28 protein-coding genes are annotated in these 26,139 nt (G+C 71.9%); 18 read left to right on the top strand and 10 right to left on the bottom strand.

The genetic code is table 11. From position 1 onward, the window contains the following. Nucleotides 1-158: 158 nt before the first annotated feature. From DMA15_RS03215 to DMA15_RS03200, 4 genes are all read left to right on the top strand, one after another. A complete protein-coding gene (locus DMA15_RS03215) occupies nucleotides 159-1,640 on the top strand; it encodes a cellulase family glycosylhydrolase (RefSeq protein WP_125511132.1) in 1,482 nt (493 codons plus the stop codon). A 131-nt stretch (nucleotides 1,641-1,771) separates the two neighbouring features. Continuing rightward, entirely contained in the window at nucleotides 1,772-2,395 is a 624-nt protein-coding gene (locus tag DMA15_RS03210) for a hypothetical protein (RefSeq protein WP_125511131.1), read from the top strand. A gap of 110 nt (nucleotides 2,396-2,505) precedes the next feature. Next, nucleotides 2,506-2,748, top strand: coding sequence for a hypothetical protein (locus DMA15_RS03205; protein ID WP_125511130.1), 243 nt, complete (start codon nucleotides 2,506-2,508; stop codon nucleotides 2,746-2,748). A gap of 311 nt (nucleotides 2,749-3,059) precedes the next feature. Continuing rightward, the gene (locus tag DMA15_RS03200; RefSeq protein ID WP_125511129.1) at nucleotides 3,060-3,722 is read left to right on the top strand and encodes a hypothetical protein; all 663 of its coding nucleotides are present in this window, start codon (nucleotides 3,060-3,062) and stop codon (nucleotides 3,720-3,722) included. A 4-nt stretch (nucleotides 3,723-3,726) separates the two neighbouring features. Here DMA15_RS03200 and DMA15_RS03195 read toward each other — a convergent pair whose 3' ends face one another. After that, nucleotides 3,727-4,323 (bottom strand): DinB family protein, encoded by a 597-nt coding sequence (locus DMA15_RS03195; protein ID WP_125511128.1) that lies wholly within the window; start codon nucleotides 4,321-4,323, stop codon nucleotides 3,727-3,729. 76 nt (nucleotides 4,324-4,399) lie between these two features. Further along, the gene (locus DMA15_RS03190; RefSeq protein WP_125511127.1) at nucleotides 4,400-5,245 is read right to left on the bottom strand and encodes a class I SAM-dependent methyltransferase; all 846 of its coding nucleotides are present in this window, start codon (nucleotides 5,243-5,245) and stop codon (nucleotides 4,400-4,402) included. A gap of 116 nt (nucleotides 5,246-5,361) precedes the next feature. On the opposite strand from DMA15_RS03190, the gene DMA15_RS03185 reads away from it, so the two are divergent. From DMA15_RS03185 to DMA15_RS03170, 4 genes are all read left to right on the top strand, one after another. Further along, nucleotides 5,362-5,946 (top strand): TetR/AcrR family transcriptional regulator, encoded by a 585-nt coding sequence (locus tag DMA15_RS03185; protein WP_125511126.1) that lies wholly within the window; start codon nucleotides 5,362-5,364, stop codon nucleotides 5,944-5,946. Between the two features lie 106 nt (nucleotides 5,947-6,052). Further along, nucleotides 6,053-6,742: an ABC transporter permease gene (locus tag DMA15_RS03180; RefSeq protein ID WP_125511125.1), complete on the top strand. Its 690-nt coding sequence runs from the start codon at nucleotides 6,053-6,055 to the stop codon at nucleotides 6,740-6,742. Then, nucleotides 6,739-7,419: an ABC transporter permease gene (locus DMA15_RS03175; protein WP_125511124.1), complete on the top strand. Its 681-nt coding sequence runs from the start codon at nucleotides 6,739-6,741 to the stop codon at nucleotides 7,417-7,419. The genes DMA15_RS03180 and DMA15_RS03175 overlap by 4 nt, the downstream gene beginning before the upstream one ends. Next, nucleotides 7,416-8,354, top strand: a complete 939-nt coding sequence (locus tag DMA15_RS03170; RefSeq protein ID WP_125511123.1) for an ABC transporter substrate-binding protein — start codon at nucleotides 7,416-7,418, stop codon at nucleotides 8,352-8,354. Before DMA15_RS03175 ends, DMA15_RS03170 begins: the two co-directional genes overlap by 4 nt. A gap of 63 nt (nucleotides 8,355-8,417) precedes the next feature. Here the strand turns inward: DMA15_RS03170 and DMA15_RS03165 are convergent, their stop codons facing one another. The 4 genes from DMA15_RS03165 to DMA15_RS03150 are packed head-to-tail and all read right to left on the bottom strand — an operon-like array spanning nucleotide 8,418 to nucleotide 12,494. Then, complete coding sequence (locus DMA15_RS03165; protein ID WP_125511122.1) at nucleotides 8,418-9,581, bottom strand: betaine/proline/choline family ABC transporter ATP-binding protein; 1,164 nt, start codon at nucleotides 9,579-9,581, stop codon at nucleotides 8,418-8,420. Between the two features lie 23 nt (nucleotides 9,582-9,604). Further along, nucleotides 9,605-10,252 (bottom strand): LUD domain-containing protein, encoded by a 648-nt coding sequence (locus DMA15_RS03160; protein ID WP_125511121.1) that lies wholly within the window; start codon nucleotides 10,250-10,252, stop codon nucleotides 9,605-9,607. Continuing rightward, nucleotides 10,249-11,736 (bottom strand): LutB/LldF family L-lactate oxidation iron-sulfur protein, encoded by a 1,488-nt coding sequence (locus DMA15_RS03155; protein ID WP_125511120.1) that lies wholly within the window; start codon nucleotides 11,734-11,736, stop codon nucleotides 10,249-10,251. The genes DMA15_RS03160 and DMA15_RS03155 overlap by 4 nt, the downstream gene beginning before the upstream one ends. Continuing rightward, a complete protein-coding gene (locus tag DMA15_RS03150; protein ID WP_125517251.1) occupies nucleotides 11,733-12,494 on the bottom strand; it encodes a (Fe-S)-binding protein in 762 nt (253 codons plus the stop codon). Before DMA15_RS03150 ends, DMA15_RS03155 begins: the two co-directional genes overlap by 4 nt. 182 nt (nucleotides 12,495-12,676) lie before the next feature. On the opposite strand from DMA15_RS03150, the gene DMA15_RS03145 reads away from it, so the two are divergent. The 3 genes from DMA15_RS03145 to DMA15_RS03135 all read left to right on the top strand — a co-directional run bounded on the left by DMA15_RS03145 (nucleotide 12,677) and on the right by DMA15_RS03135 (nucleotide 15,716). Further along, nucleotides 12,677-13,978 (top strand): alpha/beta fold hydrolase, encoded by a 1,302-nt coding sequence (locus tag DMA15_RS03145; RefSeq protein WP_125511119.1) that lies wholly within the window; start codon nucleotides 12,677-12,679, stop codon nucleotides 13,976-13,978. A gap of 71 nt (nucleotides 13,979-14,049) precedes the next feature. After that, nucleotides 14,050-14,817, top strand: a complete 768-nt coding sequence (locus DMA15_RS03140; protein WP_125511118.1) for a PIG-L deacetylase family protein — start codon at nucleotides 14,050-14,052, stop codon at nucleotides 14,815-14,817. A 65-nt stretch (nucleotides 14,818-14,882) separates the two neighbouring features. Further along, a complete protein-coding gene (locus DMA15_RS03135) occupies nucleotides 14,883-15,716 on the top strand; it encodes an enoyl-CoA hydratase/isomerase family protein (protein ID WP_125511117.1) in 834 nt (277 codons plus the stop codon). 369 nt (nucleotides 15,717-16,085) lie between these two features. Here the strand turns inward: DMA15_RS03135 and DMA15_RS03130 are convergent, their stop codons facing one another. Both DMA15_RS03130 and DMA15_RS03125 read right to left on the bottom strand, forming a co-directional pair. Next, complete coding sequence (locus DMA15_RS03130; RefSeq protein ID WP_206302645.1) at nucleotides 16,086-17,018, bottom strand: SDR family oxidoreductase; 933 nt, start codon at nucleotides 17,016-17,018, stop codon at nucleotides 16,086-16,088. Between the two features lie 39 nt (nucleotides 17,019-17,057). Then, nucleotides 17,058-17,789, bottom strand: a complete 732-nt coding sequence (locus DMA15_RS03125; RefSeq protein ID WP_125511116.1) for a VWA domain-containing protein — start codon at nucleotides 17,787-17,789, stop codon at nucleotides 17,058-17,060. A 132-nt stretch (nucleotides 17,790-17,921) separates the two neighbouring features. Between DMA15_RS03125 and DMA15_RS03120 the strand changes: the two genes are divergently transcribed. The 3 genes from DMA15_RS03120 to DMA15_RS03110 are packed head-to-tail and all read left to right on the top strand — an operon-like array spanning nucleotide 17,922 to nucleotide 20,299. Further along, entirely contained in the window at nucleotides 17,922-18,731 is an 810-nt protein-coding gene (locus tag DMA15_RS03120) for an ABC transporter ATP-binding protein (protein ID WP_125511115.1), read from the top strand. Continuing rightward, nucleotides 18,728-19,489 (top strand): ABC transporter permease, encoded by a 762-nt coding sequence (locus tag DMA15_RS03115; RefSeq protein ID WP_125511114.1) that lies wholly within the window; start codon nucleotides 18,728-18,730, stop codon nucleotides 19,487-19,489. Before DMA15_RS03120 ends, DMA15_RS03115 begins: the two co-directional genes overlap by 4 nt. Nucleotides 19,490-19,504: 15 nt before the next feature. Beyond that, the gene (locus DMA15_RS03110; RefSeq protein WP_125511113.1) at nucleotides 19,505-20,299 is read left to right on the top strand and encodes a MerR family transcriptional regulator; all 795 of its coding nucleotides are present in this window, start codon (nucleotides 19,505-19,507) and stop codon (nucleotides 20,297-20,299) included. A gap of 98 nt (nucleotides 20,300-20,397) precedes the next feature. Here the strand turns inward: DMA15_RS03110 and DMA15_RS03105 are convergent, their stop codons facing one another. Further along, complete coding sequence (locus tag DMA15_RS03105) at nucleotides 20,398-20,775, bottom strand: hypothetical protein (RefSeq protein WP_240659666.1); 378 nt, start codon at nucleotides 20,773-20,775, stop codon at nucleotides 20,398-20,400. A gap of 144 nt (nucleotides 20,776-20,919) precedes the next feature. Continuing rightward, on the bottom strand, nucleotides 20,920-21,936 hold the full coding sequence (locus tag DMA15_RS03100; RefSeq protein ID WP_125511112.1) for an NAD(P)/FAD-dependent oxidoreductase: 1,017 nt from the start codon (nucleotides 21,934-21,936) through the stop codon (nucleotides 20,920-20,922). Between the two features lie 157 nt (nucleotides 21,937-22,093). On the opposite strand from DMA15_RS03100, the gene DMA15_RS03095 reads away from it, so the two are divergent. The 4 genes from DMA15_RS03095 (at nucleotide 22,094) to DMA15_RS03080 (ending at nucleotide 26,041) form a co-directional block, all read left to right on the top strand. Continuing rightward, nucleotides 22,094-22,708, top strand: coding sequence for an XRE family transcriptional regulator (locus tag DMA15_RS03095; protein ID WP_240659665.1), 615 nt, complete (start codon nucleotides 22,094-22,096; stop codon nucleotides 22,706-22,708). Nucleotides 22,709-22,782: 74 nt separating this feature from the next. Further along, on the top strand, nucleotides 22,783-23,751 hold the full coding sequence (locus tag DMA15_RS03090; protein WP_125511111.1) for an NADPH:quinone oxidoreductase family protein: 969 nt from the start codon (nucleotides 22,783-22,785) through the stop codon (nucleotides 23,749-23,751). Continuing rightward, nucleotides 23,748-24,935, top strand: coding sequence for an acyl-CoA dehydrogenase family protein (locus tag DMA15_RS03085; protein WP_125511110.1), 1,188 nt, complete (start codon nucleotides 23,748-23,750; stop codon nucleotides 24,933-24,935). Before DMA15_RS03090 ends, DMA15_RS03085 begins: the two co-directional genes overlap by 4 nt. Further along, on the top strand, nucleotides 24,932-26,041 hold the full coding sequence (locus DMA15_RS03080) for an acyl-CoA dehydrogenase family protein (RefSeq protein WP_125511109.1): 1,110 nt from the start codon (nucleotides 24,932-24,934) through the stop codon (nucleotides 26,039-26,041). The genes DMA15_RS03085 and DMA15_RS03080 overlap by 4 nt, the downstream gene beginning before the upstream one ends. Nucleotides 26,042-26,139 lie beyond the last annotated feature (98 nt).

Here is a 26,139-nt window from a genome sequence, read left to right as displayed (position 1 = left end):
TTTACCAAGCGGCCTTCTGGGAAGGCCTGGAGCGGACCGACGTGTTCGCGATGACGATCAGGTGGAGCACTGGCCTGTGCAAGCGGTTCCTGATACGTACGGTGCGTGCCGACCGCACACGTATGTGACCGCGCGTCCCCGAGTGCCGGAGGTCCGTCATGGGCAAACGTTTTACGCGGCAGCACCTCGGCCTGGTGGCCCTGATCGCCTTGATCACCACCGCCCTGCTCGGTGCGGGCCTGGCTCCGGCCGCTTCGGGGGGAGTGAAGAGTGGGCGCACCGGAACCGGTTCCGGCACCGGCACCGCCCCCACCGCCGCCGGTATACCCCGCCTCACCGACGCCCGCGGACGGACGCTCACCCTGCGCGGCTGGAACGTCGAGGACAAGGTCCACCGCGGCCCGGACGCCCTCAGCGCGATCACCGAGCGGCACTTCGCCGACTTGCGGGCCCACGGCTTCAACTTCGCCCGCCTGCTGGTCTTCTGGGACGACCTGGAGCCGCGGCGCGGGCGCTACAGCGAACCGTACCTGCGCAAGATCGGGCGCATCCTCGACTGGGCGCACAAGCACGGCGTGCACGTCGTCATCGATGCCCACCAGGACGTGTTCGGGCCCGCGTTCGGCCACCGCGGGATCCCGGCGTGGGCGACGCGGACCGACGGGCTGCCGTTCACCCCGCATCCCGACGACTGGTTCGCCGAGTACTTCGAACCCGCCGTCCAGCGCGCCTTCACCCATCTCTACGAGGACGCGGACCTGCGGCGCGCGCAGGCCCGCATGTGGCGCCTGCTGGCGGACCGCTTCGGCGGGCACCCCGCGGTGTTCGGCTATGACCTGATCAACGAGCCGATGGGGGAGCTGCGTCCGGGCGAGGACCTGGCCGGCGCCGCACGCCGCATCGAGGCGACGCAGCTCACCCCGATGTACCGCCGCCTCGCCGCCGCCATCCGCACCCGGGACCGCTCGAACCACCTGTTCATCGAGCCGACCCCGATCGTCGGCGAAGGCGTGCCCACCGGCCTGGGCCGCGTCCCCGACGAACGCGTCGTCTACGCCCCGCACTTCTACAACACCGCGATGGAGGCGGGCGCCGACTACGACCCGGCGGGCGGCTGGATCACGGCGTACGAGAACGCCGTCACGGCCTACCCGCGCGAGCACTCGGTGCCCGTCGTGGTGGGCGAGTGGGGCCCGCTGAACAGCGGCCTGCCGAACATGCGCCGCTTCCACGACGACGCGCTCGCCTCCTTCACCCGCTACTCCTCGGGCTGGGCGGCCTACGTCTGGTGCTACGGCGGCGGCTACTGCGCCCTCGACCGTGACGGCCGCCTCCGTACGAACAAGGAGCGCACCGCCACGCCGTACGCCCCGGCGGTCGCCGGCACCGTGCGTGCCGACGCCCACGACCCGGCCCGCGCCACGTACCGCCTCGCCTACCGGTCGACTCGCCGCCCCGGCACCACCGTGCTGTCCCTGCCGCCGAGCACCACCGGCTGGCGGATCGAGGTGTCGGGCCGCACGGCACACCCCAGCGCCCGAAGCGTGCCGCCCGGGCAGGCACGACAGGTGCGGGTGTGGGCGTCCGACGGGACGGAGGTGGAGGTGACGGTACGGCCGGGCTCCGGCCGCCGGGACTGAGACCCGGGGGCGTTCTCACAGTGGAAAATGACGCCTGACCTGGTATGGCGCATCATGTCGGGGCCGCGGAAGACGTGAAACGCGGACCCGGCAGACTGCCCGGAAACCGAATGACCAGGATCAGGAAACACATGAGCACTCAGCGCACCACGCACTCCCGTCGACGCATCGGCCTCGCGGTCCTCGTAACCCTCAGCGCCGTGTCGCTCGCCGCGTGCGGCGGGGGCTCCGGGAAGAAGAGCGGGGCCGGTGGGGCCGGGGCCTCGGAGTCGAGCGAGGCGCCGAAGGACCTCAAGCTCGGGCAGGCCGGGCCGGTGCAGGAGATCACCAGATACGAGAAGACCGGCGAGTTCTCCCTCACGCCGACGAAGGTCACCCTCGGCAAGCCGGCCGACCTCGATGAGCTGGACGACAAGGAGAAGTACGAGGACCTGAAGGTCGCCTGGATCTATGTGAAGGCCAAGCACGTCGGCGGCTCCGCGGTCAAGCAGCCGTCCGTGATGAGCGAGGTGGGCGGCGAGACCTCCGGAGGCAAGCCCGCGACGGAGTTCATACTCATCGGCGACCTCTCGAGCCGTCCCTCCGACTGCGTCGGCAACGACGGCAGGAAGAGTCTCGACGGTGAGGACATCTGGAAGAAGGGAGAGACGCGCACCGTCTGCGAGCCCTACCTCATCCCCGCCGCCGCCACGCTGAAGGCGGTGACGTATTCGCAGGGGTACTACAAGGAACCGATCAAGTGGGCCGTGCGGTAGTAATCCGGGGTCCGTTCGGGTGGAGTGCGTGTGCTGTGCCGTTACGCGGCCCCGCCGCCGCGGCAGGTGACATGGCGACAGCACCTGCATATTCCAGGAGGAATATACCCATGCGCGTTCGCTCGACCATCCTCGCCGCCGCTCTCACCGTCTCCGTCCTGGCCGTCGGGGCGGGCGCGGCCGTCGCCGACGACGGCCACGACCGCTACAACCCGCGCCACCAGATGGGCTACGACCACGAGGGGTTCTACGGTTCGTTCGACAGCGTCGGCGGCCCGCTCGGCATCGTCTACTCCGAGGCCGCGGGTTACGACCACGAGGGCATCGGCCACGCGCCCGGCGGCCGGCACTGACGCACCGCACCTCGGCGCGGTGGTGAGGAGGGATTCAGCCCTCCTCACCACCGCGCTCTGCTGTGGGCGGCCATGGTCGGCACTCCCCGCGGGGATGGCGCGCGGCGCGGCTTGAAAGTGTGGGGCGCTCACCGGCGCACGGACGCGCCGCGCACGCCCCCCGCGGCCGACTCCCATGCCCCCGCACGACGTGTCGGCGCCATGGACCGCGACCGCCCGCCCCCCGACGGTTGACGGAGCATCACATCCGGCGCCGTCGACGTCGGCACGTCCGACGTCGGACACCGGCACCTTCGACAGAGGAGACGCCCGTGATCCACATCAGCGAATCCCTCGTGCTGCAGACCGTCGAGAGCTTCCTCACCCCTGACGAACTGGCCACCCTGAGCAAGATCATGGACGCCGACCCGCAACTCGCCGACTGGGCGCCGCGCTTCGAGGCGGACGTCGTCACCGCCCCGCCGCAGGCCCAGGAAATCCTCCAGCAGGCCACCGCGAGGGCGCTGCCCGCCCTCCGGCGCGCCATCCCCTCCCTGGGCTACGCCGCGCCCTGGGCCTACACCGTCCTGACGGCCGGGCAGCGCATCGCCACGCACGTGGACGGCATTCCGGACCCGGGGGCCGAGCACTGCCGACTCGGCAGGATCGGCGTCGTACTGGAAGAGGCCGAAAGCGGAGGGGAGTTCTACGTCGAGACCACCGCCGACGACGGCATCTGGAGTGGGCAGTTCGTCGGCGAGAAGGAGAACTTCCTGCCCGGGACGCCGCTGACCAGGAGCGTGCCCCACGCCCCGGGGCCCGACGGCAGCCCCCACCACAGCGTCCCCGATTGGCTGGCCGCCACCGACCGCACCCGCTGGCTCGCCGACGCCGGCGCGGGCGTCGCCGTCGCCTATGGCGCCCAGGTCATCCATGGGGTGCGGCCCGTACGCGGCGGGCGGTTGCGGAAGTTCGTCACGGACCTGCTGACCTGACGCGTCACATGGTGCCGCCAACCCGGCCGGCCTCGCGCGCCGCCTGCTCGACCCGGGCCCGGTGCCCCTCCCACCAAGCCGCGCTGCCCTGAGCCATGTTGTCGTCCTCCTTGCGCAACCCCGTGGTCCCGTCGACCAGTTCGCGCACGACGTCGGCGTGCCCGGCATGGCGGGTGGTCTCGGCGATCATGTGGACGAGGATGCGGTGCAGCGTCATCTCGTGCCGCTCGTTCCCGGGGATCCGGCCGACCGCGTCCAGCTCCAGGGACTCGATCGTCGCGTCCGAGTGGGCCCACACCTTCCGGTAGAGCCCCACGATCTGCTCCCGGGTCTCGTCGGCGGTCGCCCACAGGTCCGCGTTGGCCTCGGCGCCGCCCGTGATCCACAGGGGCGGCGCCTCGAACGGCCGTCCGAACGTCGCGCCGAAGTACAGCGCTTCGGCGCTGGTCACGTGCTTGACCAGCCCCAGCAGATTGGTGCCGGTCGGAGTCAGCGGGCGGCGTATGTCGTACTCCGACAGGCCTTCGAGCTTCCACAGCAGTGCGTCACGCGCGTCCTGGAGGTAGACGCGCAGGTCGGTTCGGAAATCCGTCATGGTCATGGGCGGCAGTCTGCCGGGTGCCGGTGCCGCCCCGGCCGGGACCCCTCTAGTCGGGTCTAGCCGGGTCTAGCCGGGTCTAGTCGGGGCGGACGGCGGTCACCAGGAGGGCCGTGCTGAGGAGGTGGACGGCGCCTTCACGCTCGTAGGGACGCAGGATCGCCGTGAGTCTGTGCAGGGCGCGCTCCTGGGTCTTTGGCGTCACCTGGCTCAGCAGGTGGCGCCCGGGGCCGGAGCCGAGGAGGAAGGCTGCGGCGTCGGCCGCGTCCCGCCCCCAGATTCCGTGCGCCCGCACACGCGCCGTCTCCACGCGCTCGAAACCGGCGGCGGACAGCAGCCCCCGGGTCCTGTCGGCGTCCGCGAGGGAGAACATGCCAGGGCCGCCGGGCTCGCCGAAGCCGCCGATGGGAAGGATGTCGCGCAGCTCGGCGAAGGCCCGCAGCCATTCGTTGTCCTCGGCGTGCGCGGCGCAGACGAACGCCGCGCGCCCGCCGGGGCGCAGCGCCCGCCCGATGTGGGCGAACGCGGCGACGGGATCCGCGAAGAACAGCACGCCGTAACGGCTGATCGCGACGTCGTACGCGCCCTCCGCCAAGGGGTGGACCTGGGCGTCACCCTGTTCGAAGGTGACGTTGTCGAGGCCCTCGTGCCGCGCGGTCAGGCGCGCCCGCTCCAGCATCGGCGCCGACAGGTCGAGGCCGACGGCATGACCCCCGCTCGCCCGGCGCGCGGCCAGCCTCGTCGTCTGCCCCGCCCCGCAGCCGACGTCCAGGACGCGGTCGTGCGCGCCGATCGAGGCGGCCGCCAGCAGCGGGGCGTTGAAGCCCGCGTTCACCGCGTCCCAGCGATCCTGGTTGCGGGCCCAGTGATCACCCTCGTAGCCGTTCCACGCCTGCGCCTGCTCGGTGTTGACGATGTTCCGCATGGTGTCCGCCCCCTGACGGTCGTGGCGCCCCCCACGGCTAGTATGGGCGCTCGCCCAAACAGTATGGGCGAGCGCCCATACTGGCAAGGGGCGGACGCGTCGTACGAGGAGGATTCATGGCACCGCGCGGAGTAGCGATCCCCGACCTGCGGGAGCGGCTCTTCGGCGCCGCCGAGCGGATCGTCGCCCGGGACGGGGCGTCGGCCCTGACCAGCAGGGCGATCACGGGGGAGGCGGGCTGCGCCAAGGGGGTGCTGCACACGCACTTCGGGGGAGTGGACGCGTTCGTCGCCGAGCTGGTGCTCGACCGGTTCGCGCGCACCGCGCGGGAGGCCGCGAAGCTGCCCGCGCGCGCGGGTCAGGACACCGTGGCGGAGAACCTCGTCCGGGTCGCGCTGTCACTCCTGGACTCCCTCGACCCCGGGGTCGTGGGACTGGCGATGGCGAGCCACGCCACCTCCCGGACGATCCGGGCGTCGCTGGCGGCGGGCGCGCCGGGCTTCGCCTCGATCCAGGACGCGCTCACCGACTACCTCGACGCCGAACTGCGCATCGGCCGCCTGGCGGACGGCACCGACACCGCCGCGATGGCGCTCGCCCTGGTTGGGACCGTCCACCATCTCCTGATGACCGGCTGGGCCGGCGCGCCCGACCCCCGCGAGCAGACGGAACGGCTCGTGGCGCTGCTCGTGTCGCGCTGACCCCCGGGCCCGGCGGTGCCACGCCCACCTCGGTGCCTGGAAGGGGCGCGCCCGTACGGGTCACCAGAACGAGCCGCCGCCCGCCACCGCGGCCTTGAATGGACGGGTGACCGCGCCTCCCGACGACTGCCTCGCGCGCAACGAGTGGATCTGCGGCGAATATCTGAGCACCCGCCGCCAGATCCTGCTCGACGCGGTCGTCCAGCACCTCCAGCTGACCGTCCTCTCCGTCCTGATCGCGCTGGTCATCGCCGTGCCCCTCGCCGTGCTCGCCCGCCGCTGGGGATGGGCCGCGGGCCCCGTCCTCGCGCTCACCACCGTCTTGTACACCATCCCCTCCCTCGCGATGTTCTCGCTGCTGCTTCCGGTGTACGGACTCTCCGCGTCCCTCGTCGTCGCGGGCCTCGTCCTCTACTCGCTCACCCTGCTCGTACGGAACATCCTCGCCGGACTCCGCGCGGTCCCCGAGGACACCCGGCAGGCCGCCCGCGGTATGGGGTACGGCCCGGTCCGCCTCCTCCTCGCGGTCGAACTGCCCCTCGCGCTGCCCGCCGCCATGGCCGGGCTCCGCATCGCCATGGTCTCCGCCGTCTCCCTGGTCACCGTCGGCGCGATCGTCGGCTTCGGCGGGCTCGGCAACCTCATCTACGCGGGCATGAACACCTACTTCAAGGCCCAGGTGCTCACCGCCTCCGTGCTCTGCGTCGTCATCGCCGTCGCCGCCGACGTGCTGCTCCTCGGTGTGCAGCGCGTCCTCACCCCCTGGGAAAGAGCGTCGAGGGCGGCCCGCTCATGAAGACACTCGGCGACGCCTTGGCCTGGCTCGGCGACTCCGCGCACTGGGCGGGCGACGACGGCATCTGGCACCGGCTCACCCAGCACCTCGTACTCACCGTCGTCTGCCTCCTGATCAGCTGCCTGATCGCCTTGCCCGTCGCGCTCGTCCTCGGCCACCTCGGCAAGGGCGGCGCCCTCGCCGTGAACATCTCCAACGTCGGCCGCGCGGTGCCCACCTTCGCGGTGCTCGTCCTGCTGCTCCTCACCCCGCTCGGCCGGTGGGGCGAGGGCCCCACCGTCGTCGCCCTCGTGCTCTTCGCCGTGCCCCCGCTGCTCACCAACGCCTACGTCGGCATGCGCGGCGTCGACCAGAGCGTGGTGCGGGCGGCGCGCGGCATGGGAATGACTGGGCCTCAGCTGCTCCGGCAGGTCGAACTGCCGCTCGCGCTCCCCCTGGTGCTCAGCGGCGTCCGCATCGCCGCCGTGCAGCTCGTCGCCACCGCCACCATCGCCGCGCTCGCGGGCGGCGGCGGGCTCGGCCGGATCATCACCGCGGGCTTCAACCTGGCGAGCACCCCGCAGGTCGTGGCGGGCGCCATGCTCGTGGCCGTGTTCGCGCTGCTCGTCGAAGGGGTCTTCGAGGTGGCCGAGCGGCTCGCGCCCGGGTGGACGCGGCGGCGGGGGAGCGCCGGATGAGGCGCCGCGCCGCCCTGGCAGCGGCTCTCCTCACCCTCACGGCGGGCTGCGCGTCCGGGCCCTCGCTGGAGAACCGGGGCGAGGTCACCGCGCCCCCCGGCGACAGCAAGAACCTCGTCGTCGGCTCCGCGGGCTTCACCGAGTCCGACCTGCTCGCTCAGATGTACGCGCTGCTCCTGAACAAGGCCGGATACGGCACGCGGATCCTCTCCGTCGCCAACCGCGAGCTGTACGAACCCGCCTTGGAGTCCGGCCAGATCGATGTCGTGCCCGAGTACGCGGCGACCTTCGCGGACTGGCTGAACGCCAAGAAGAACGGCGCCGACGCGCGGCCCGTCGGCTCGCCCGACCTCGACACGACCATGCGGGCCCTGCGCCGCCTCGCCGCGCCGCGCGGCCTGACCGTCCTCGACCCCGGCGAGGCCGTCGACCAGAACGCCTTCGCCGTCGCCGCGTCGTACGCCCGGCAGCATCGGCTGAAGACCCTCGGCGACCTCGGCAGGTCGGGCCTGAAGGTGCGCCTCGCGGCCGGCGACGAATGCGTCCGGCGCCCCTACTGCGCGCCCGGTCTGAAGAAGGTCTACGGCATCGACATCACGGGCGTCGACCCGAAGGGCGTCGGCACGACGCAGGCGAAGAAGGCCGTGCAGAGCGGACAGGACCAGATGGTGCTCACCACGTCCACCGACGCGACCCTCGACGACTTCGGGCTCGTACTTCTCAAGGACGACAAGCGGTTGCAGAACGCCGACTACATCGTGCCGGTCGTCAATCGCTCGCGGGCCGGCAGTGGGGGCGTCGCGGGTGCGCTCGGGCGGCTCAACTCCGTGCTGACCACGGCCGACCTCGCGGCCATGAATGAGCGGGTGGACAGTTGGCGGAGGTTGCCTCAGGACGTGGCGCGGAACTATCTGGAGGACAAGGGGCTGCTGTGAACCCTCCGCTGCGGGCGCGTCGTGGCTTGTCGCGCAGTTCCCCGCGCCCCTTCCAGGGGCGCTTCACGCGTCGGCGACCGAGTCGAATTCCACCTCGTCCCGCGCCACGCCCTGCGCGTCCGCGTCCACCGAGCGGCGCAGGGCCTCGTGCAGTTTCGCCGGGGTCAGGACGCCGAGGAAGCGCGCCCCGTCGAGGACCGCCACCCAGCCCGCGTCGTGCTGGAGCATCACGCCGAACGCCTGCTTGAGCGGCGCGCCCACCGGCACCCAGGAGTTCATGCGGTGCGCCAGATCGCCGACCGTCCCGCCCGTGCCGGCCAGCGCCACCTCGTCGACGCCCACCCAGCCGTGCAGATCGCCGTCCTCGTCCAGGACGACGGCCCACCGCGCCGCCTCCTCGCGCAGCCGTGCCGCGGCCTGCGCGGCGGGCTCGTCGAGGCGGGCGAGCGGCGGCGCCTCCAGATCGTCCGTCTGGATCTCGGTCACCGAGAGCCGCTTCAGACCGCGGTCGGCGCCAACGAACTCGGCGACGTACGGCGTCGCGGGCGCCCCGAGCACCGCCCCCGGGGTGTCGAACTGTTCGATACGTCCCTGGCCGTACACCGCGATGCGGTCGCCGAGGCGGACCGCCTCCTCGATGTCGTGCGTGACCAGGAGGACCGTCTTGCGCACGGCCGCCTGCATCCGCAGGAACTCGTCCTGCAACTGTTCGCGCACCACCGGGTCGACCGCGCCGAACGGCTCGTCCATGAGCAGGACGGGCGGGTCGGCCGCCAGTGCCCGCGCCACACCGACGCGCTGGCGCTGGCCGCCGGAGAGCTGCTCGGGGTAGCGGGAGCCGAAAGTCTTCGGGTCAAGGCCCACCAGGTCGAGCAGTTCGGCCGCCCGGGCCCTCGCCCTGGCCTTCTTCCAGCCGATGAGCGCGGGAACGGTCGCCGTGTTGTCGAGGACCGTGCGGTGCGGGAAGAGGCCGACCTGCTGGATGACGTAACCGATGCGGCGGCGCAGCCGCACCGGGTCCACGTCGGCGATGTTCTCGCCGTTCACGAAGATGCGGCCCGACGTGGGCTCGATGAGGCGGTTCACCATCATCATCGTCGTGGTCTTGCCGCAGCCGGACGGGCCGACGAGCGTGACCAGTTCGCCCTCGGCGACCTCGAAGGAGAGATCGTCCACGGCCGTCGTGCCGTCCGGATAGCGCTTGGTCACCTGCTCGAACCGGATCATGACCTTTACGCTAGCCGCGCCCGTCACCCACCGCTCACCAGCACCACCTCCAGGGTGCGCGGCCCATGCACCCCCTCGACCCGGTCCAGCTCGATGTCGCTGGTCGCGGACGGTCCCGAGATCCAGGTCAGCGGCCGCGCGGGCGCCAGCCGTTCGAGGGCCTGCGGCACCGACGAGACGACCTGGCCGGGGACGCGTACGACACAGATGTGGTGGTCGGGGACGAGGGTGATGCGGCGGCGGCCCTGGTCCGGGGAGCCGTCGAGGACGAGCGTGCCGGTCTCGGCGACGGCGACCGCGCAGCCGGTGACGACACTGTCCACCTCGTCCAGCTCGCGCGGGGTGCTCGCGGCGCGGTCGTGGACGAGCGGGAGAGCGGCGGCAGTCAGCCAGTGCGGGGGCAGGCCGGGCGGCACGAGCACCCTCCGGGAGCCGCGCTCGGCGAGCAGCCGCGCCAGCAGGTGAGGCAGTTCCCCTTCGGCGCAGCGGTGCACGAGCGCGCGGTAGTCCGCCAGGTTCTCGGCGAGCAGGTCGACGGTCTGTCCGGCGGTGCGCTCGCCGTGTTGCCGCAGATAGCCGCGGTCCACCACCCGCTCGTACGGGGTGCCGTCGTCCGCCACATCCGCCAGTGCCCGCCGCACCCGGCCGAGGATCCGGTCCCTGCCGCTCACTCTCCGTCCCCCTCGGTCGCTGTGCCGTGCGTGCGCTGCCACCAGTCGCGGAAGGGCTCCGCGGGGACCTTCGGCAGGTCCCGGGTCGCGCTCCAGGCCCGCCCGGGGCCCGGCAGCGTACGGGGATGGAGCCGCCGGGTGCGCGAGGCGAGCCGCTGGCCGAGGCGCAGCACCCCCGGGCGGGCGAACGCCAGGCCCGCCGCCCGCATCGCCGCCCGTTCCGCCGCGTGTCCCTTCGCCGGCTTCAGCGTCACCTTCACGCCGCGCCGGGTGACCTCGCCGCCCTGCACCACCCGCTCCCGCAGATGCACCAGGACCTCGGGGATGTCGATGGCGACCGGACACACCTCGTAGCAGGCCCCGCAGAGCGAGGACGCGTACGGCAAGGAGGCGTCGATCTCGCTCCGCGTGCCCCGCAGCTGCGGGCTGAGGATCGCGCCGATCGGGCCCGGATAGACCGAGCCGTACGCGTGCCCGCCCGCCCGCTCGTAGACCGGGCACACGTTCAGACACGCCGAGCAGCGGATGCAGCGCAGGGCCTGGCGGCCCACCTCGTCGGCGAGGGTGTCGGTGCGGCCGTTGTCGAGCAGGACCAGGTGGAAGGCGCTCGGGCCGTCCTGGTCGGTGGTGCCGGTCCACATCGAGGTGTACGGGTTCATGCGCTCGGCCGTCGAGGAGCGGGGGAGCGTCTGGAGGAAGACCTCCAGGTCGCGCCAGGCCGGGACGACCTTCTCGATGCCGACCACGGAGATCAGCGTCTCCGGCAGGGTCAGGCACATCCGGCCGTTGCCCTCCGACTCCACGACGACCAGCGTGCCGGTCTCCGCGACCATGAAGTTCGCCCCGGAGACACCCACCTTCGCGCGCAGGAACTTCTCCCGCAGATGCAGGCGCGCGGCCTCGGCCAGCTCGGCGGGCACATCGGTCAGCCCCTCGGGTGCCGGGCGGCCCCAACTGCCCATCTTCTCGCGGAAGATGTCACGGATCTCGCCGCGGTTGCGGTGGATCGCCGGCACGAGGATGTGCGAGGGCCGGTCCTCGCCGAGCTGCACGATCAGCTCGGCGAGGTCCGTCTCGTAGGCGTGAATGCCCTCCGCCTCGAGTGCTTCGTTGAGACCGATCTCCTGGGTGGCCATCGACTTGACCTTGACGACCTCCCTCTCACCGGTCGCCTTGACGAGGTCCGCGACGATGCGGTTCGCCTCGTCGGCGTCCACGGCCCAGTGCACGGTGCCCCCGGCGCGGACCACGGACTCCTCCAACTGGACGAGGTAGCGGTCGAGATGGCGCAGTGTGTGGTCCTTGATGCGCTTGCCCGCCTCGCGCAGCTCCGCCCAGTCGGCCAGCTCGGCGACGGCCTTCGCGCGTTTGTCGCGGATGGTGTGGGTCGCGTGGCGCAGGTTGGCGCGCAGGGTCCGGTCGCCGACCGCCGCGTGGGCGGCCTCGGGGAAGGCGGGCATGCCCACGAACGTGCCGCCGCTCATGACAGGGTCTCCTCTTCCGTGCTCGCCAGGATCTCCGCGAGGTGAACGGGGCGTACGCCGCTCCTGAGCCGGGCCATCGTGCCGCCGATGTGCATCAGACAGGAGTTGTCCGCCGCGCACAGCACCTCGGCGCCGGTCGACTCGGCGTGCCTGACCTTGTCCATGCCCATCGCCGCCGAGACATCGGGGTTCTTCAGGGCGAAGGTGCCGCCGAACCCGCAGCACTCCTCGGCGCCGGGCAGCTCCACGAGTTCGAGTCCCCTGACCGCCCGGAGCAGCCGAGTGGGCCGCTCGCCGAGCGCGAGTGGCCGCAGACCGTGGCAGGTCGGGTGGTAGGTGACCTTGTGCGGGTAGTACGCCCCGACATCCGTCACACCGAGGACGTCCACCAGGAACTCGCTCAGTTCGTACGTCTTCGGGACCACCGGCGCGAGCTTGCGCGCGAGGCCGCCCCCGCGCCCCTCGGCCCGCGCCCGCTCCCCCATGCGGGGATACAGCTCGCGCACCATCGCCCCGCACGAACCGGACGGCGTCACGATCGCGTCGTACGCGTCCGACCCGAAGACATCGGAGAAATGCCGGGCGAGCGGTTCCGCCTGATGCCGATAGCCCGTGTTGTAGTGCGCCTGTCCGCAACAGGTCTGCGCCATCGGGAAGTCGACCTCAACTCCCAGTCTGGTCAGGAGTTTCACCACCGCGCGGCCCGTGTCCGGATAGAGCGTGTCGTTGACACAGGTCAGGAACAGGGCGACACGCATCGCGGGTTCCTCCTCGTCGATCATCGGATGGGTGCAGGGTACGCGGCAGGGGAGCGCCGCGGGAGTCATCGGTGGTCACCCGGTACCGGTCCGCTGCCGTGCCGCCTGCCACCCGGCGGTGTCACCTCGTGTGCTGGACTGGGGCCGCAGTCCCGCCTTCGACCGAGCGCCCAGGAGCAGCCTTGACCGTCACGTACCGCCAGCCGGGAGTCGTCCTCACCGACCGCCGCTTCAGCGTGCCGCTCGACCACGACGAGCCGGCGGGGGAGCGCATCGAGCTGTACGCCCGTGAGGTGGTCTCCGTGTCGCGGGGCGGCGCGGACCTGCCCTGGCTGGTCTATCTGACCGGCGGCCCCGGCTTCGGGGCGACCCGCTTCCACGGCAGGGAGTCCTGGCTCGACCGCGCCCTGCGGGACTTCCGCGTCCTCCTCCTCGACCAGCGCGGCACCGGCAGCTCCACGCCCGCCAACCGCCAGACGCTCCCGCTCCGCGGCGGCCCGCGCGAACAGGCCGCCTACCTCGCGCGCTTCCGCGCCGACTCCATCGTCCGCGACTGCGAGGCGATCCGCCCCGAGGTGACGGGCGGCGCCCCCTGGACCGTGCTCGGGCAGAGCTTCGGCGGCTTCTGCGCCACGCACTACCTGTCGGCGGCGCCCGAGGGCCTGGCCGCCGCGCTCATCACCGGCGGCCTGCCCACCCTCGACGGCCACGCCGACGACGTGTACCGCGCGGCCTACCCGCGCATGGCGCGCAAGAGCGCCGCGCACTACGCCCGCTACCCGCAGGACGTCGAGCGCGCCCGCCGCATCGCCGCCCACCTCGCCGAACACGAGCCGGTCCTCAACGGCGGCTACCGGCTCACCGTCCCCGCCTTCCAGTCCCTCGGCATCCTGCTCGGCGCGGGCGACGGCAGCCACCGCCTGCACTACCTCCTGGAGGACGCGTTCGTGCGTACGCCGTCGGGGCCCGCGCTCTCCGACGCGTTCCAGGAGAACGTGCAGGCCGTCCTCTCGTACGCGGGCAACCCGCTCTACGCCCTCCTGCACGAGGCGATCTACGCCCAGGGGGAGCGGCCCACGGCCTGGGCGGCCGAGCGGGTGCGAGCGGAGTTCCCGCGGTTCGACGCGGACAAGGCCCTGGCGGGCGACGAGCCGGTGCTGTTCACCGGCGAGGCCGTGCAGCGCTGGATGTTCGACGCCGACCCGGCGCTGCGCCCGCTGCGCCAGACCGCCGATCTGCTCGCGGCGCGCACCGACTGGCCGCGCCTGTACGACGTGGACCGCCTCGCGGCGAACGAGGTGCCGGTGGCCGCGGCGGTCTACCACGACGACCTGTACGTGGACACCGCGCACTCGCTGCGCACCGCGCGTGCCGTCCGGGGGCTGCGCACCTGGGTCACGGACGAGTTCGAGCACGACGGGCTGCGGGTGGGCGGACCGAGGGTCCTCGACCGGCTGCTCGCGATGGTGCGCGGGGAGGCGTGAGGCGCCGGGTTCTCGGCACTCGTTGAGATGCTGTCAACTCCTTGTCGGAGGCCGAGGTTAGGCTGCGGGGCATGACCGATTCGCACACCGCGGCCGGGGCCGCAGCGCCCGCCCAGCTCACCCCCATGCCCGAGGACTGGCAGCGCGCCCTCGCTGTCGTCGCGCACCCCGACGACCTGGAGTACGGGTGCGCGGCGGCGATCGCCGGCTGGACGGACGGCGGCCGTGACGTCGCGTACCTCCTGGCGAGCCGCGGCGAAGCGGGCATCGACTCGATCGAACCGGCCACCTGCGCCCCGCTGCGCGAGCGCGAGCAGCGGGCGAGCGCGGCCGTCGTCGGCGTGGACACGGTGGAGTTCCTGGACCACAGGGACGGCGTCATCGAGTACGGCACGGCGCTGCGCCGCGACATCGCCGCCGCGATCCGCAGGCACCGGCCCGAGCTGGTCATCACGCTCAACCACCGCGACACGTGGGGCGGCGTCGCCTGGAACACCCCCGACCACGTGGCGGTGGGCCGGGCCACGCTCGATGCCGCGGCGGACGCGGGCAACCGCTGGATCTTCCCCGAGCTCATCGCCGAGCAGGGCCTTGAGCCCTGGAACGGCGTGCGGTGGGTCGCCGTCGCCGGTTCGTCGACGCCCACGCACGCGGCGGACGCCTCGGCGGGCCTCGACCGCTCGGTGGCCTCGCTCCTCGAACACCGCACGTACATCGAGGCGTTGACGGACGAGGACCCCGAGAAGTACTGCCGTGAGTTCCTGACCGGTAACGCCGAGGCGCTGGCGCCGCGCTTCGGCGGCAGGCCGGCCGTGGGCTTCGAGGTCTTCGCCCGCTGAGGCCCTTCAGAAGGCGGGCTCACACCTCTACCCTGACGCCCCATCAGAAGTGGGGAGCCCGGAAGATGATCGACACCATCAGCAGGGACATCCCGGCGGGCGAGGAGCGGCTGCGCCTCGACGTCGAGGACGGACTCGGCGTCCTCACCCTCTGCCGCCCCCGCAAGCTCAACGCGTGGAGCTGGGAGTCCACGCGGCAACTGGGCCTGTTCGCCGACCGGATCCGCTTCGACGACTCGATCAGGGTGGTCCTGCTGTGTGCCGAGGGCCGGGCGTTCTGCGCGGGCATCGACCTCACCGCGCCGGGCGGCACGATCACGGGCCGCTCCGGTGCGGAACGCGTCCACCGTACGTACGAGGGTGTGCGCTGGGCCCACGAACGCTTCCGGAACTTCGCCGGGCTTCCGCAGCCGGTGGTCGCGGCCGTCCAGGGGTACTGCCTGGGCTTCGGCTTCGAGCTGGCGCTCATGGCGGACGTGCGGATCGCGGCGGACGACGCGGTGTTCGCGCTCCCCGAGGCGCAGGTGGGCGTCGCGGTCGACGCGGGCGGCGACCTGCGCATCGCGCGCGAGGCGGGCGCGGGGTGGGCCAAATACCTCGCCCTCACCGGCCGCCGCGTCGACGCGGCCACGGCGGAACGGCTGGGCCTGCTCCAACAGGTGGTTCCGCGGGCAGAGTTGGCGAAGGCGGCGCATGCACTGGCGACCGAGATCGCCGCGAACGCCCCGCTCGCCGTGCAGGGCATCAAACGGGGCATCGACGCGTACGCCGACGCGGGGATGGCGGGGGCGCTGGACCGCGTGGCGATGAACGCGGCGATCACGCTCACCTCGGAGGACTCCCGGGAGGGGTACGGGGCGAGGGGGGAGGGGCGGAGGGCGTCGTTCGAGGGGAGGTGAGCGGGCGGCGGGCTTGGACTGGCCGTAGGGTCGGCGCCGGGGTGACCGGGTGGGCCTGGTGCGGGCTGGGGGTTCGGGGGCGGGTGGTGAGCCCCGCGCGCTGACCGGCTCGGTGGGGCATCGGGTTGTGGGTTTCGCGTGGTGGCTGGCTGGGCGGAGCGGCGAGGCTGTGGGGTTCCGCGCGTTGGGCAGCTCGGTGGGGTGGTCGGGGCTGGGAGTTCGTGTGGTAGTCCGCCTGGGGGGCGACGTCGTGTCTTTCCGCTCGGCTGAGTGGCTGGGCCGCGCTTTCGGTCGGGCCGGGGCAGCAGGGCAGCGGCCGGGGCTTTGCGTGCTCCGGTGCTTGTGCGGCGGGTGCTCCTCCCGCTTCGGTCAGCCCTCGAATCGGCCCCTCCCCAGCTGCTCCCGGACCGTCGTCACCGGTGGGCTGACGACGCCTCGGCGTTGCCAGTTGGCGCCGTCCACCACCAGGGTGTGGCCCGTGATGAAGCGGGCGTAGGGGGAGGCCAGGAAGGTGGCGGCCCAGCCCAGTTCGCGGGGGAGGCCGACGCGGAGGGCGGGCTGGCGGGCGGACATGTCGTCGGCGGGGCGGTGGTCGTGGACGCCCCGCGCCCGGTCGAGGTTGCCCCGGATCTCTGCCGTCATGTCGCCGTGCGGCATCAGCCCCGGCACCAGGCCGTTGACCTGGATTCCGTACGGGCCCCACTCCACGGCCAGGGTCTCCACCAGGCTCTTCACGCCCGCCTTGGCCGCCGCGCTGTGCGCGAAGCCCGGCCCGCCCGTCCACGCGTACGACGCCCCGACGTCGATGATCGCCCCGGGGGTGCCCGCGGCGAGGTGGCGGCGGCCGAACTCGCGCGTCATGAGGAATGTGCCGGTGAGGGTGGTGTCGACGACCGCGCTCCAGGCGCCCGGCGACATGTCCTCGGCGGGCACGGGGAAGTTCGCGGCCGCGTTGTTCACCAGGACGTCGGGCAGACCGTACGCCTCGCCCGCCGCGTCGAAGGCCTCGGCGACCCGGCCCGGGTCCCTGATGTCGCATACCGCTGCCGTCACGCGACCGCCCAGCGCCGCGAGTTCGTCCCGCGCCGCCTTCAGCCGGTCCTCCTTGCGGCTCGCGATCACCAGGTCCGCGCCGAGCCGCGCGAACTCCGCCGCGATCGCCTTGCCGAGGCCCGTCCCGCCACCCGTGACCAGGACGACCGTGCCGTCGTACGTACCCGGCGGCAGCGCGCTCGCGCCCGGCGGGGGAGGGCCGGGCAGCCCCGGCAGGGCCTTGCCGGGCGGTGCGTTCTCGTCAGCCATGCGGGCATCGATACCGCGTGCGAGACGAAACCACCATGGTCATCGCACGATTCCGTGCGCGCGGGCGGCGGCCAGCCAATGCGGGTACTCGCGCAGCAGTTCGTCGTACAGAACGGCGTCGCTCAGCGCGCGAGGGTCTGTACCCGCCGGGAAGAACCCGGCATTGTCGACCAGGCGCTTCGCCGGGACAGCCAGTTCGTCGAGCCTGTGGAGGAAGGTGAACTCGTTGTCCTCCGGGTCACCGAAGCCGATGAACTGCCAGAACAACGGCAGGTGCGACGCCTTGCGCAGGAACTGCTCGGCTGCGGCCTTGCTGGTGGGCCCGCCATCGGTCTGGAAGATCACCAGGGCCGGTGCGGTACTCCCCCTGGCGAGGTAGTGATCCAAGACCGCGTCCATCGCCCAGTGGTAGTTCGTGCGGCCCATGTGCCCCAGTGAGGCGTGCAGCTTCTCGATCCGGCCCCGGTAGCCGTCCAGACCCAGATCGGCTGTCCCATCGACGTCGGTGGAGAAGAACGTCACCGGCACCACCGCGTCATCGTCCAGATGCGCGGAGAGCGAGAGAACCTGCTCTGCCAGATGCTGGACCGTGCCGTCCTTGTAGAAGGGCCGCATCGAACCGGACCGGTCAAGAACCAGATGGACCGCGGCACGTGCGCCCACCAGGTCGTGCTTCCGCAGACTGACCGCAGCGGACTTGTACAGCGAAACCAGACCAGGCGCCTGCGCCTCCACCTTGTCCAGACTGACCGCAGACCCACCGACCATCATCAGATCCCCATCCCGTTCCGACCACTTTGTTTCTGACCCCCGCTTGACCTTGACGCTGGGTCAACCCTCCATCGTTCCGTGAGTCGTTCCGCGCAGTCGCCCGGAACAACTTTGCGAGGGAGGCAGATGACCATGAAAGCCCCATCGATCGCCGGTCCGGCGATTCGCGTGCAAGGCCTCAAGAAGTCGTACGGGAAGCGCGAAGTGCTGAGCGGTGTGGACTTCGACGTGGCGCCGGGCAGCATCTTCGCCCTGCTCGGTTCCAACGGGGCGGGCAAGACCACGACCGTGAGGATCCTCGCCACACTTCTGAAGGCCGACGCGGGGACGGCGAGCGTCAACGGCTTCGACGTCGCCACGCGACCGGCGAACGTGCGGGAGTCCATCAGTCTGACCGGGCAGTTCGCGGCCGTCGACGAGATCCTCAGCGGTCGGGAGAACCTCGCGCTCGTCGCCAGGCTGCGCCACCTCAAGGACCCCGGCGCGATCGCGGATGACCTGCTGAGGCGTTTCTCGCTGAGCGAGGCGGGCGCGCGGAGAGTGTCCACGTATTCGGGTGGGATGCGCCGCCGCCTGGACATCGCGATGAGCCTCATCGGGGATTCACCGGTGGTCTTCCTGGATGAGCCCACGGCCGGTCTTGACCCCGAGGCGCGCATCGAGGTGTGGAATGCGGTCAAGGAGCTTGCCGGCTGTGGAACGACGGTACTGCTGACCACGCAGTACCTGGACGAGGCCGAGCAACTGGCCGACCGGATCGCGATCCTCCACCAGGGTCGGATCATCGTGAACGGCACCCTCGCCGAACTCAAGCAGCTCTTCCCACCCGCCAAGGTCGAGTACGTCGAGAAGCAGCCGACTCTGGAGGAGATCTTCCTCGCGGTCATCGGGGGCGACGACAAGAGCGACGCCACTGGCACGACAACCGGGGGACGGCGATGACCGCGTACTTCTTCAATGACACAGTCGCGCTCACGGGGCGGACCCTGCGCCATGTCACACGCAGCGTGGACACCATCATCACGACCGCCATCACGCCGGTCGCGATGATGTTGATGTTCGTCTACGTGTTCGGCGGCGCCATCGATACGGGGTCGGTTTCGTATGTGAACTACATGCTGCCCGGCATCCTGCTCATGACCATCGCCTCAGGCATCTCCTACACCGCGTACCGGCTGTTCACCGATGTGCAGAGCGGGATCTTCGAACGTTTCCAGTCCATGCCGATCGCTCGGTCGGGTGTGCTGTGGGCCCACGTCGTCACCTCTCTGGTCGCCAACCTGATCTCTCTCGTGCTCGTCATGGGTGTCGCCCTGCTCATGGGCTTCCGCTCCGGGGCAGGGGTGTCGGCGTGGCTCGCGGTCGCCGGCATCCTGCTCCTGTTCACGCTGGCGCTGACCTGGCTCGCCGTGATCCCCGGGCTCTCCGCGTCGTCGGTCGAGGGAGCGGGCGCGTTCGCCTACCCGCTCATCTTCCTGCCGTTCGTCAGTTCGGCGTTCGTGCCCACGAGGACGATGCCAGGGCCGGTGCGCTGGTTCGCCGAGCACCAGCCGGTGACGTCGATCGTCAACACGATCCGCGCGCTGTTCGCCCAGCAGCCGGTCGGTGACGACATCTGGACCGCCCTCGCGTGGTGCGTCGGCCTCCTCGTCGTGGCGTACGTCTTCGCGATGGCCGCCTACCGCCGGAAGATCGCCTGAGGCAGTCTGAGACCCATGCTCACGATCAGCCGACTGGCGGCGTACGCCGGGGTGACGGTGCGGGCGGTACGTCACTACCACAAGATCGGGCTGCTGCCGGAGCCCGAGCGCGACCGGTCCGGGTACCGGACCTATGACGCCGCCGCGGTCGTGCGGCTGATCCGGATCCGCACACTCGCGGACTCCGGCGTGCCGCTGGCCCGGGTGCAGGAACTCCTCGCCGCCGACCCGGAGGAGTTCGCCGACGGCGTCCAGGAGATCGACAAGGCCCTGCGCGCCGAGATCCGGCGGTTGCAGGACACGCGCAGCCGGCTCGCCAGGCTCGCCGCCGGGGAGCACCTGGCGCTTCCGCAGAGCGTCGTGGACTACCTCGACCGGCTGCGCGGTCTCGGCGTTGAGGAGCGGTACATCGAGATGGAGCGGGACGCCTGGATCATGATCGCCGCCCAGGTGCCGCATGCGATCGACGCCGTGATCGCCAAGAAGCACGAGGAGCTGGACGACCCCGGCACGGTGAAGCTCTACAGCCTTCTCAGCGGGGCACTCGACTGGCCGGCCGACGATCCGCGGATCGTCGAGGTCGCCGACCTCATGGAGCGCTTGATGGTGCGCGCGGTGGAGGCCGGCGAGGCGGGTGCCGACGACGGCATCGACGACCAGTTCGTCGACCTGCTGGACTCAACCATGGTCGAGTCCTCACCGCACGCCGCGCGGCTGCTGGAGATCCTGGAGGAGCGGGGCTGGAGGGGCTGGACCCGCATCGAGCGAGTGCCGGCCGACAGGCTCAACACTGAGCTGCCGCCAGCTTGAAGGCAGGTCACCGACGCTGGCCCCGCCCCGTAAACCCCGACCGCCTCATCAGCCAACGGACCGTCAGCACCGATCACGAGTGGTCTGGGTCCCGCACTTCAGTCCGGCAAGCAGGAGCGAAAGCGGCGGAGCAGTTCCATTGCGGCAGGGCTCTGCGCGTCGAAGGTCTGGGCTTGTTGTTCGACAGGAAGGTCCGGCCCCCAGACGCGGGCGCCGTGACAGCGGAAGCAGAAGGCGATCTCGAAGAGCTGATCGGTGGAGTCGTGCGCCCGGATGCCCCAGCCTGGGAGGAAGCAACGGTACAGCTCACCGCCTGGAAGGTCGGCGATCAGAGACAGAGCCTGCTGGGCTTGGTCACCAGCCCAGATTGCGGCAGTGTCGCCCACCAGGTCCTGCGAACCGAGGTGCCTGGCAGGATCGGTGATGCGGACGACCTCGATGAGCTCGGTCTTCCCATGTGTCAGCGGCAGCAGCATGTCCCCGGCCTCTCCGCGCCGCAGGCTGGCGCCCTGGCATCCTTACCAGCGCCGCAGGGAACCACGCGGGCAACCACACGAAACCCGCGGTGAGGAACCGCGCGGCAGCGCCGGACCCGCCCCTGCCTCCATGAACCCCCCGCCCTACCCCCCGAACCCATGCCCCCGACCGCCCTTCGCCACCGTCCGTGCCACCTCGGCCTCCACCCGGGGCGAGAAGACTCCCGCCCTGCGCCGCCCGACCTCCGTCTCGATGTCCGCCATGACCAGCTCGGCGTTGATCAGGAGGCCCGCCCGGTAGCCCGCGGACGCCGCGTTGATCACCTGTTCCGTGGGGCCCGCCGCGTTGCCGACCGCCCAGACGCCGGGGACGGTGGTGCGGCCCGCCTCGTCGACGGCCGGGTACGGGCCGGCCGGCGTTTCCCTGGTCCGCGCGCCGAGCGCGGTCAGCAGATTGTCGCGGGGCACCGGCTTCGCGCTGATGAACAGGACCGAGCGGGGGAAGACCCGGCCGTCCGCGAGCCGCACGCCCGTCAGCCGGTCGTCCTCCGTCTCCAGGCCCGCGACCTCGCCCTCCACCACCGAGACCCCGGCCGCCGCGAGGCGCTCCCACTCCGCGTCCGGCAACTCCCGCACGGTGTGCAGGAAGAGGGTCACATCCTTGGACCACTGGGTGAGGAGCAGCGCCTGATGGCTGTTGAACGGCTCCGGGGCGAGGACGCCGAAGGCCTGGTCCCGCACCTCCCAGCCGTGGCAGTACGGGCAGTGCAGCACATCGCGGCCCCAGCGCTCGGCGACCCCCGGCACCGGGGGGATCTCGTCCACCAGGCCGGTGGCCATGACGATCCGGCGCGCGCGCACCGCCCCGCCGTCCGCGAGCCGCACATCGAACTCCCCGTCGCCGTCCGCCGCCACCTCCGCGACCCGGCCCGGGACCATCTCCACCCCGTACCGCTCCAGCTCCCGCCGCCCCTCGGCGAGGAACTCGGCGGGCGGCATGCCGTCCCGCGACAGATAGCCCTGCATGTGCGCGGCGAGCGCGTTGCGCGGCTCGCCCGCGTCGACGACGAGGACCCGCCGCCGCGATCTGCCGAGCACGAGCCCCGCGCTCAGGCCCGCCGCGCCGCCTCCGATGACCACTACGTCGTATGCGTCGTACATCTGGTTCCCCTCTCATCGCTGTATCTCTCGGGACCTCTCGGGATCCGTCGGGACCTCGCGGGCACCCCGCTCCCGGTACCTCCCGACGATCGCCCCAGCACTGCGAAAGTGACAAGCCGCTTTGCCGATCCCGCAAGAAGTACGCCATGATGGAGCCATGAGCGAAGAGACGGACGTCGTACCGCAAGAGATGGACCAGGTCCTCACCGAGGTCGGCCCCCGGCTGCGCCGCATCCGCAAGGAGCGCGGCGCCACCCTCGCCGGGCTCTCCGCCGCCACCGGCATCTCGGTCAGTACCCTCTCCCGCCTGGAGTCCGGCAACCGCAAGCCCAGCCTCGAACTGCTGCTCCCCATCGCCCGTGCCCACCAGGTCCCCCTGGACGAGCTGGTGGGAGCCCCGCCCGTCGGCGACCCGCGTGTGCGGGCCAAGCCGATCGTGCGGCACGGCCGCACCATGCTGCCGCTCACCCGCCAGCCCGGCGGCCTCCAGGCGTACAAGGTGATCGAGCCCGCCCGCACCTCCCCGGCCCCGGACCCGCAGACGCACGAGGGGTACGAGTGGCTGTACGTCCTCTCCGGGAAGCTGCGGCTGATCCTCGGCGACCACGATGTGCTGCTCGGCCCGGGTGAGGCGGCGGAGTTCGACACGCGCGTGCCGCACTGGTTCGGGGCCACCAGCGAGGGCGGGGCCGAGTTCCTGAGCCTCTTCGGGCCGCAGGGCGAGCGCATGCACGTACGGGCGCGCCCCTCGCGGAAGGAGAAGGGCGACTGACGGTTCCCTCGGGGCAAGCGACCGCTTAGTATGCGGAACGAGCACGGTCTACGACAGCCCCGTGGAGGCCCCGCATGCAGGCATGGCAAGTGCACGAGAACGGCGAGCCGGGCGAGGTGATGCGCCTCGCGGAGGTGGACCGCCCGGAGCCGGGCGAGGGGCAGCTGCTCCTGAAGGTCCGCGCCGCGAACATCAACTTCCCGGACGCGCTGCTCTGCCGCGGCCACTACCAGGTCAGGCCCCCGCTGCCCTTCACGCCCGGCGTGGAGATCTGCGGCGAGACCGAGGACGGGCGGCGCGTGATCGCCAACCCGGCGCTGCCGTACGGCGGCTTCGCCGAGTACGCCGTCGCGGACGCCGCCGCCCTGCTGCCCGCGCCCGACGCGCTGGACGACGCCGAGGCCGCCGCGCTCCACATCGGCTACCAGACCGGGTGGTTCGGCCTGCACCGGCGCGCGCACCTCCAGGAGGGCGAGACCCTGCTCGTGCACGCGGCCGCGGGCGGCGTCGGCAGCGCCGCCGTACAGCTCGGCAAGGCCGCGGGCGCCAAGGTCATCGGCGTCGTCGGCGGCGCCGACAAGGCGGAGGTCGCGCGCGAGCTGGGCTGCGACCTCGTCATCGACCGCCGCGCCGATGACGTCGTCGCCGCCGTGAAGGAGGCCACCGGCGGCCGCGGCGCCGATGTGATCTACGACCCCGTGGGCGGTGACGCGTACGCGAAGTCCGCCAAGTGCGTGGCCTTCGAGGGCCGCATCGTGGTCGTCGGCTTCGCGAGCGGCGCCATCCCCTCGCCCGCGCTCAACCACGCCCTGGTGAAGAACTACTCGATCATGGGCCTGCATTGGGGCCTGTACAACACCAAGGACCCGCGTGCGATCGCGCGTTGCCACGACGAGCTGACCGAACTCGCCACCAAGGGCGCCATCAAGCCCCTGGTGAGCGAGTGCGTGCCGATGTCCGGTGCCGCCGCTGCCGTGCAGCGCGTCGCCGACGGCGTCACCACCGGACGCGTGGCCGTCCTGCCGCAGGACGGTGCCGCATGACCGACGCCGCCGAACTGCGCACCCGCACAAGCGAGTTCCTCGCCGCGCACCCGCCCGCGAGCACCGACCGCGCCGACTTCCTCAAGGCCCGCTTCGACGCAGGGCTCGCCTGGGTGCACTACCCCGAGGGCCTGGGCGGCCTCGGCGCGCCCCGCTCCCTGCAAGCCGTCGTCGACGCCGAACTGGAGGCCGCGGGCGCGCCCGACAACGACCCGCGCCGGATCGGCATCGGCCTCGGCATGGCCGCGCCGACCGTCCTCGGCTTCGGCACCGAGGAGCAGAAGCGCCGCTTCCTGCGGCCGCTGTGGACCGGCGAGGAGGTGTGGTGCCAGCTCTTCAGCGAGCCGGGCGCCGGATCCGACCTCGCCGCGCTCGGCACGCGCGCCGTCCGCGACGAGGCGAGCGGCGACTGGATCGTCAACGGTCAGAAGGTGTGGACGTCCAGCGCCCACAGCGCACGCTGGGCCATCCTCATCGCCCGCACCGACCCGGAGCAGCCCAAGCACCGCGGCATCACGTACTTCGTGTGCGACATGACCGACCCGGGCGTCGAGGTGCGGCCGCTGCGCCAGATCACCGGCGAGGCCGAGTTCAACGAGGTGTTCCTCACCGACGTGCGCATCCCCGACGCGCACCGCCTCGGCGCGGTCGGCGAGGGCTGGAAGGTCGCCCAGACCACGCTCATGAACGAGCGCGTCTCCATCGGCGGCATGCGCATCCCGCGCGAGGGCGGCATGATCGGCCCCGTCGCCAAGGCCTGGCGCGAACGCCCCGAGCTGCGCACCCACGACCTCCACCAGCGGCTCATGAAGCTCTGGGTCGACGCCGAGGTGGCCCGGCTCACCGGCGAGCGCCTGCGCCAGCAGCTCGTGGCGGGGCAGCCCGGCCCCGAGGGCTCCGGCATGAAGCTCGGCTTCGCCCGCCTCAACCAGGAGATCAGCGGCCTTGAGGTCGAACTCCGCGGCGAGGAGGGGCTGTTGTACGACGACTGGACGATGCGCAGGCCCGAACTCGTCGACTTCACGGGCCGTGACGCGGGCTACCGCTATCTGCGCTCCAAGGGCAACAGCATCGAGGGCGGGACCAGCGAGGTCCTGCTGAACATCGTCGCCGAGCGCGTCCTGGGCCTGCCGTCCGAGCCGCGCACCGACAAGGACGTCGCCTGGAAGGACCTCGCGCGATGACTGACCTGCTCTACTCCGAAGAGGAAGAGGCACTGCGCTCCGCGGTGCGCGACCTGCTCGCCGACCGCTGCGACGCCCCGGCCGTCCTCGCCCGCGTCGAGACCGGCACCCCGCACGACCGGGAACTGTGGAAGGCGCTCGGCGAAGGCATGGGTCTCGCGGGCCTCCTCGTGCCCGAGGAGCTGGGCGGCCAGGGAGCCACCCACCGCGAGGCGGCCGTGGTCCTGGAGGAGCTGGGCCGCGCGGTGGCGCCCGTGCCCTACCTCACCAGTGCCGTCGTCGCCACGGAAGCGCTGCTCGCCTGCGAGGGGCCCGAAGCGGCCGAACTGCTCGGCGCGCTCGCCGCCGGACGCACGGTCGGCGCCCTCGCCGTGAGCCTCGCCGCCGCGCCGGGCGCCCCCTTCAAGGGCGTACGACATGAAGGGGGTGCCCTGCACGGAGAGTTGACCGGCATCGCGGACGCGGTCGGCGCCGATGTGCTGCTCGTCCCGGTCGCCGGGTCGGACGGGGCGGACGGCGGGCTCTACGCGGTCGACACCGCCCAGGACGGCGTCACCGTCACCCCGCGCACCTCCCTCGACCTCACCCGCCCGCTCGCCACGGTCACCTTCGACGCGGCACGCGCGCGTGCGCTCACGCCGGACGCGGAGACGGCCGTACGCCGCGCCCTGCGGGCCGGTGCCGCGTTGCTCGCCTCCGAGCAGCTCGGCATCGCCGAGTGGTGCCTGACCGAGACGGTCCGGTATGTGAAGGAGCGGCACCAGTTCAACCGGCCCATCGGCTCCTTCCAGGCGCTCAAGCACCGCCTCGCCCAGCTGTGGCTGGAGGTCGTGAACACCCGCGCCGCCGCCCGCCACGCCGCCGACGCGCTGGCCACCGGCGGTGACGAGCCCCACCTGGCCGCGGCGCTGGCGCAGGCCTACGCGGCGCCGGTGGCCGTGCGCGCCGCCGAGGAGGCCGTGCAGCTGCACGGCGGCATCGGCATGACCTGGGAGCACCCCGTCCACCTCTACCTGAAGCGCGCCAAGGCGGACGCGATCGCCTACGGCACGGCGGGCGCCCACCGCGAGGCGCTGGCCGGTCTGGTCGCGCTCCCAGCGCCCTGACCTGCGGCCCCGACTCCACCCCGACCTGCGGCCCCTACTGTGTAAGGCATAATTGCGAGCCGTTCGCAATAACGCTTGATCTTCAGTAGGGGTGTGGA

It is taken from the genome of Streptomyces sp. WAC 01529 (genome assembly GCF_003945545.1).
Classification (GTDB): domain Bacteria; phylum Actinomycetota; class Actinomycetes; order Streptomycetales; family Streptomycetaceae; genus Streptomyces; species Streptomyces anatolicus.
The sequence above is the reverse complement of the archived record's forward strand: the minus strand, read 5'-3'. Positions and strand labels throughout refer to the sequence as shown.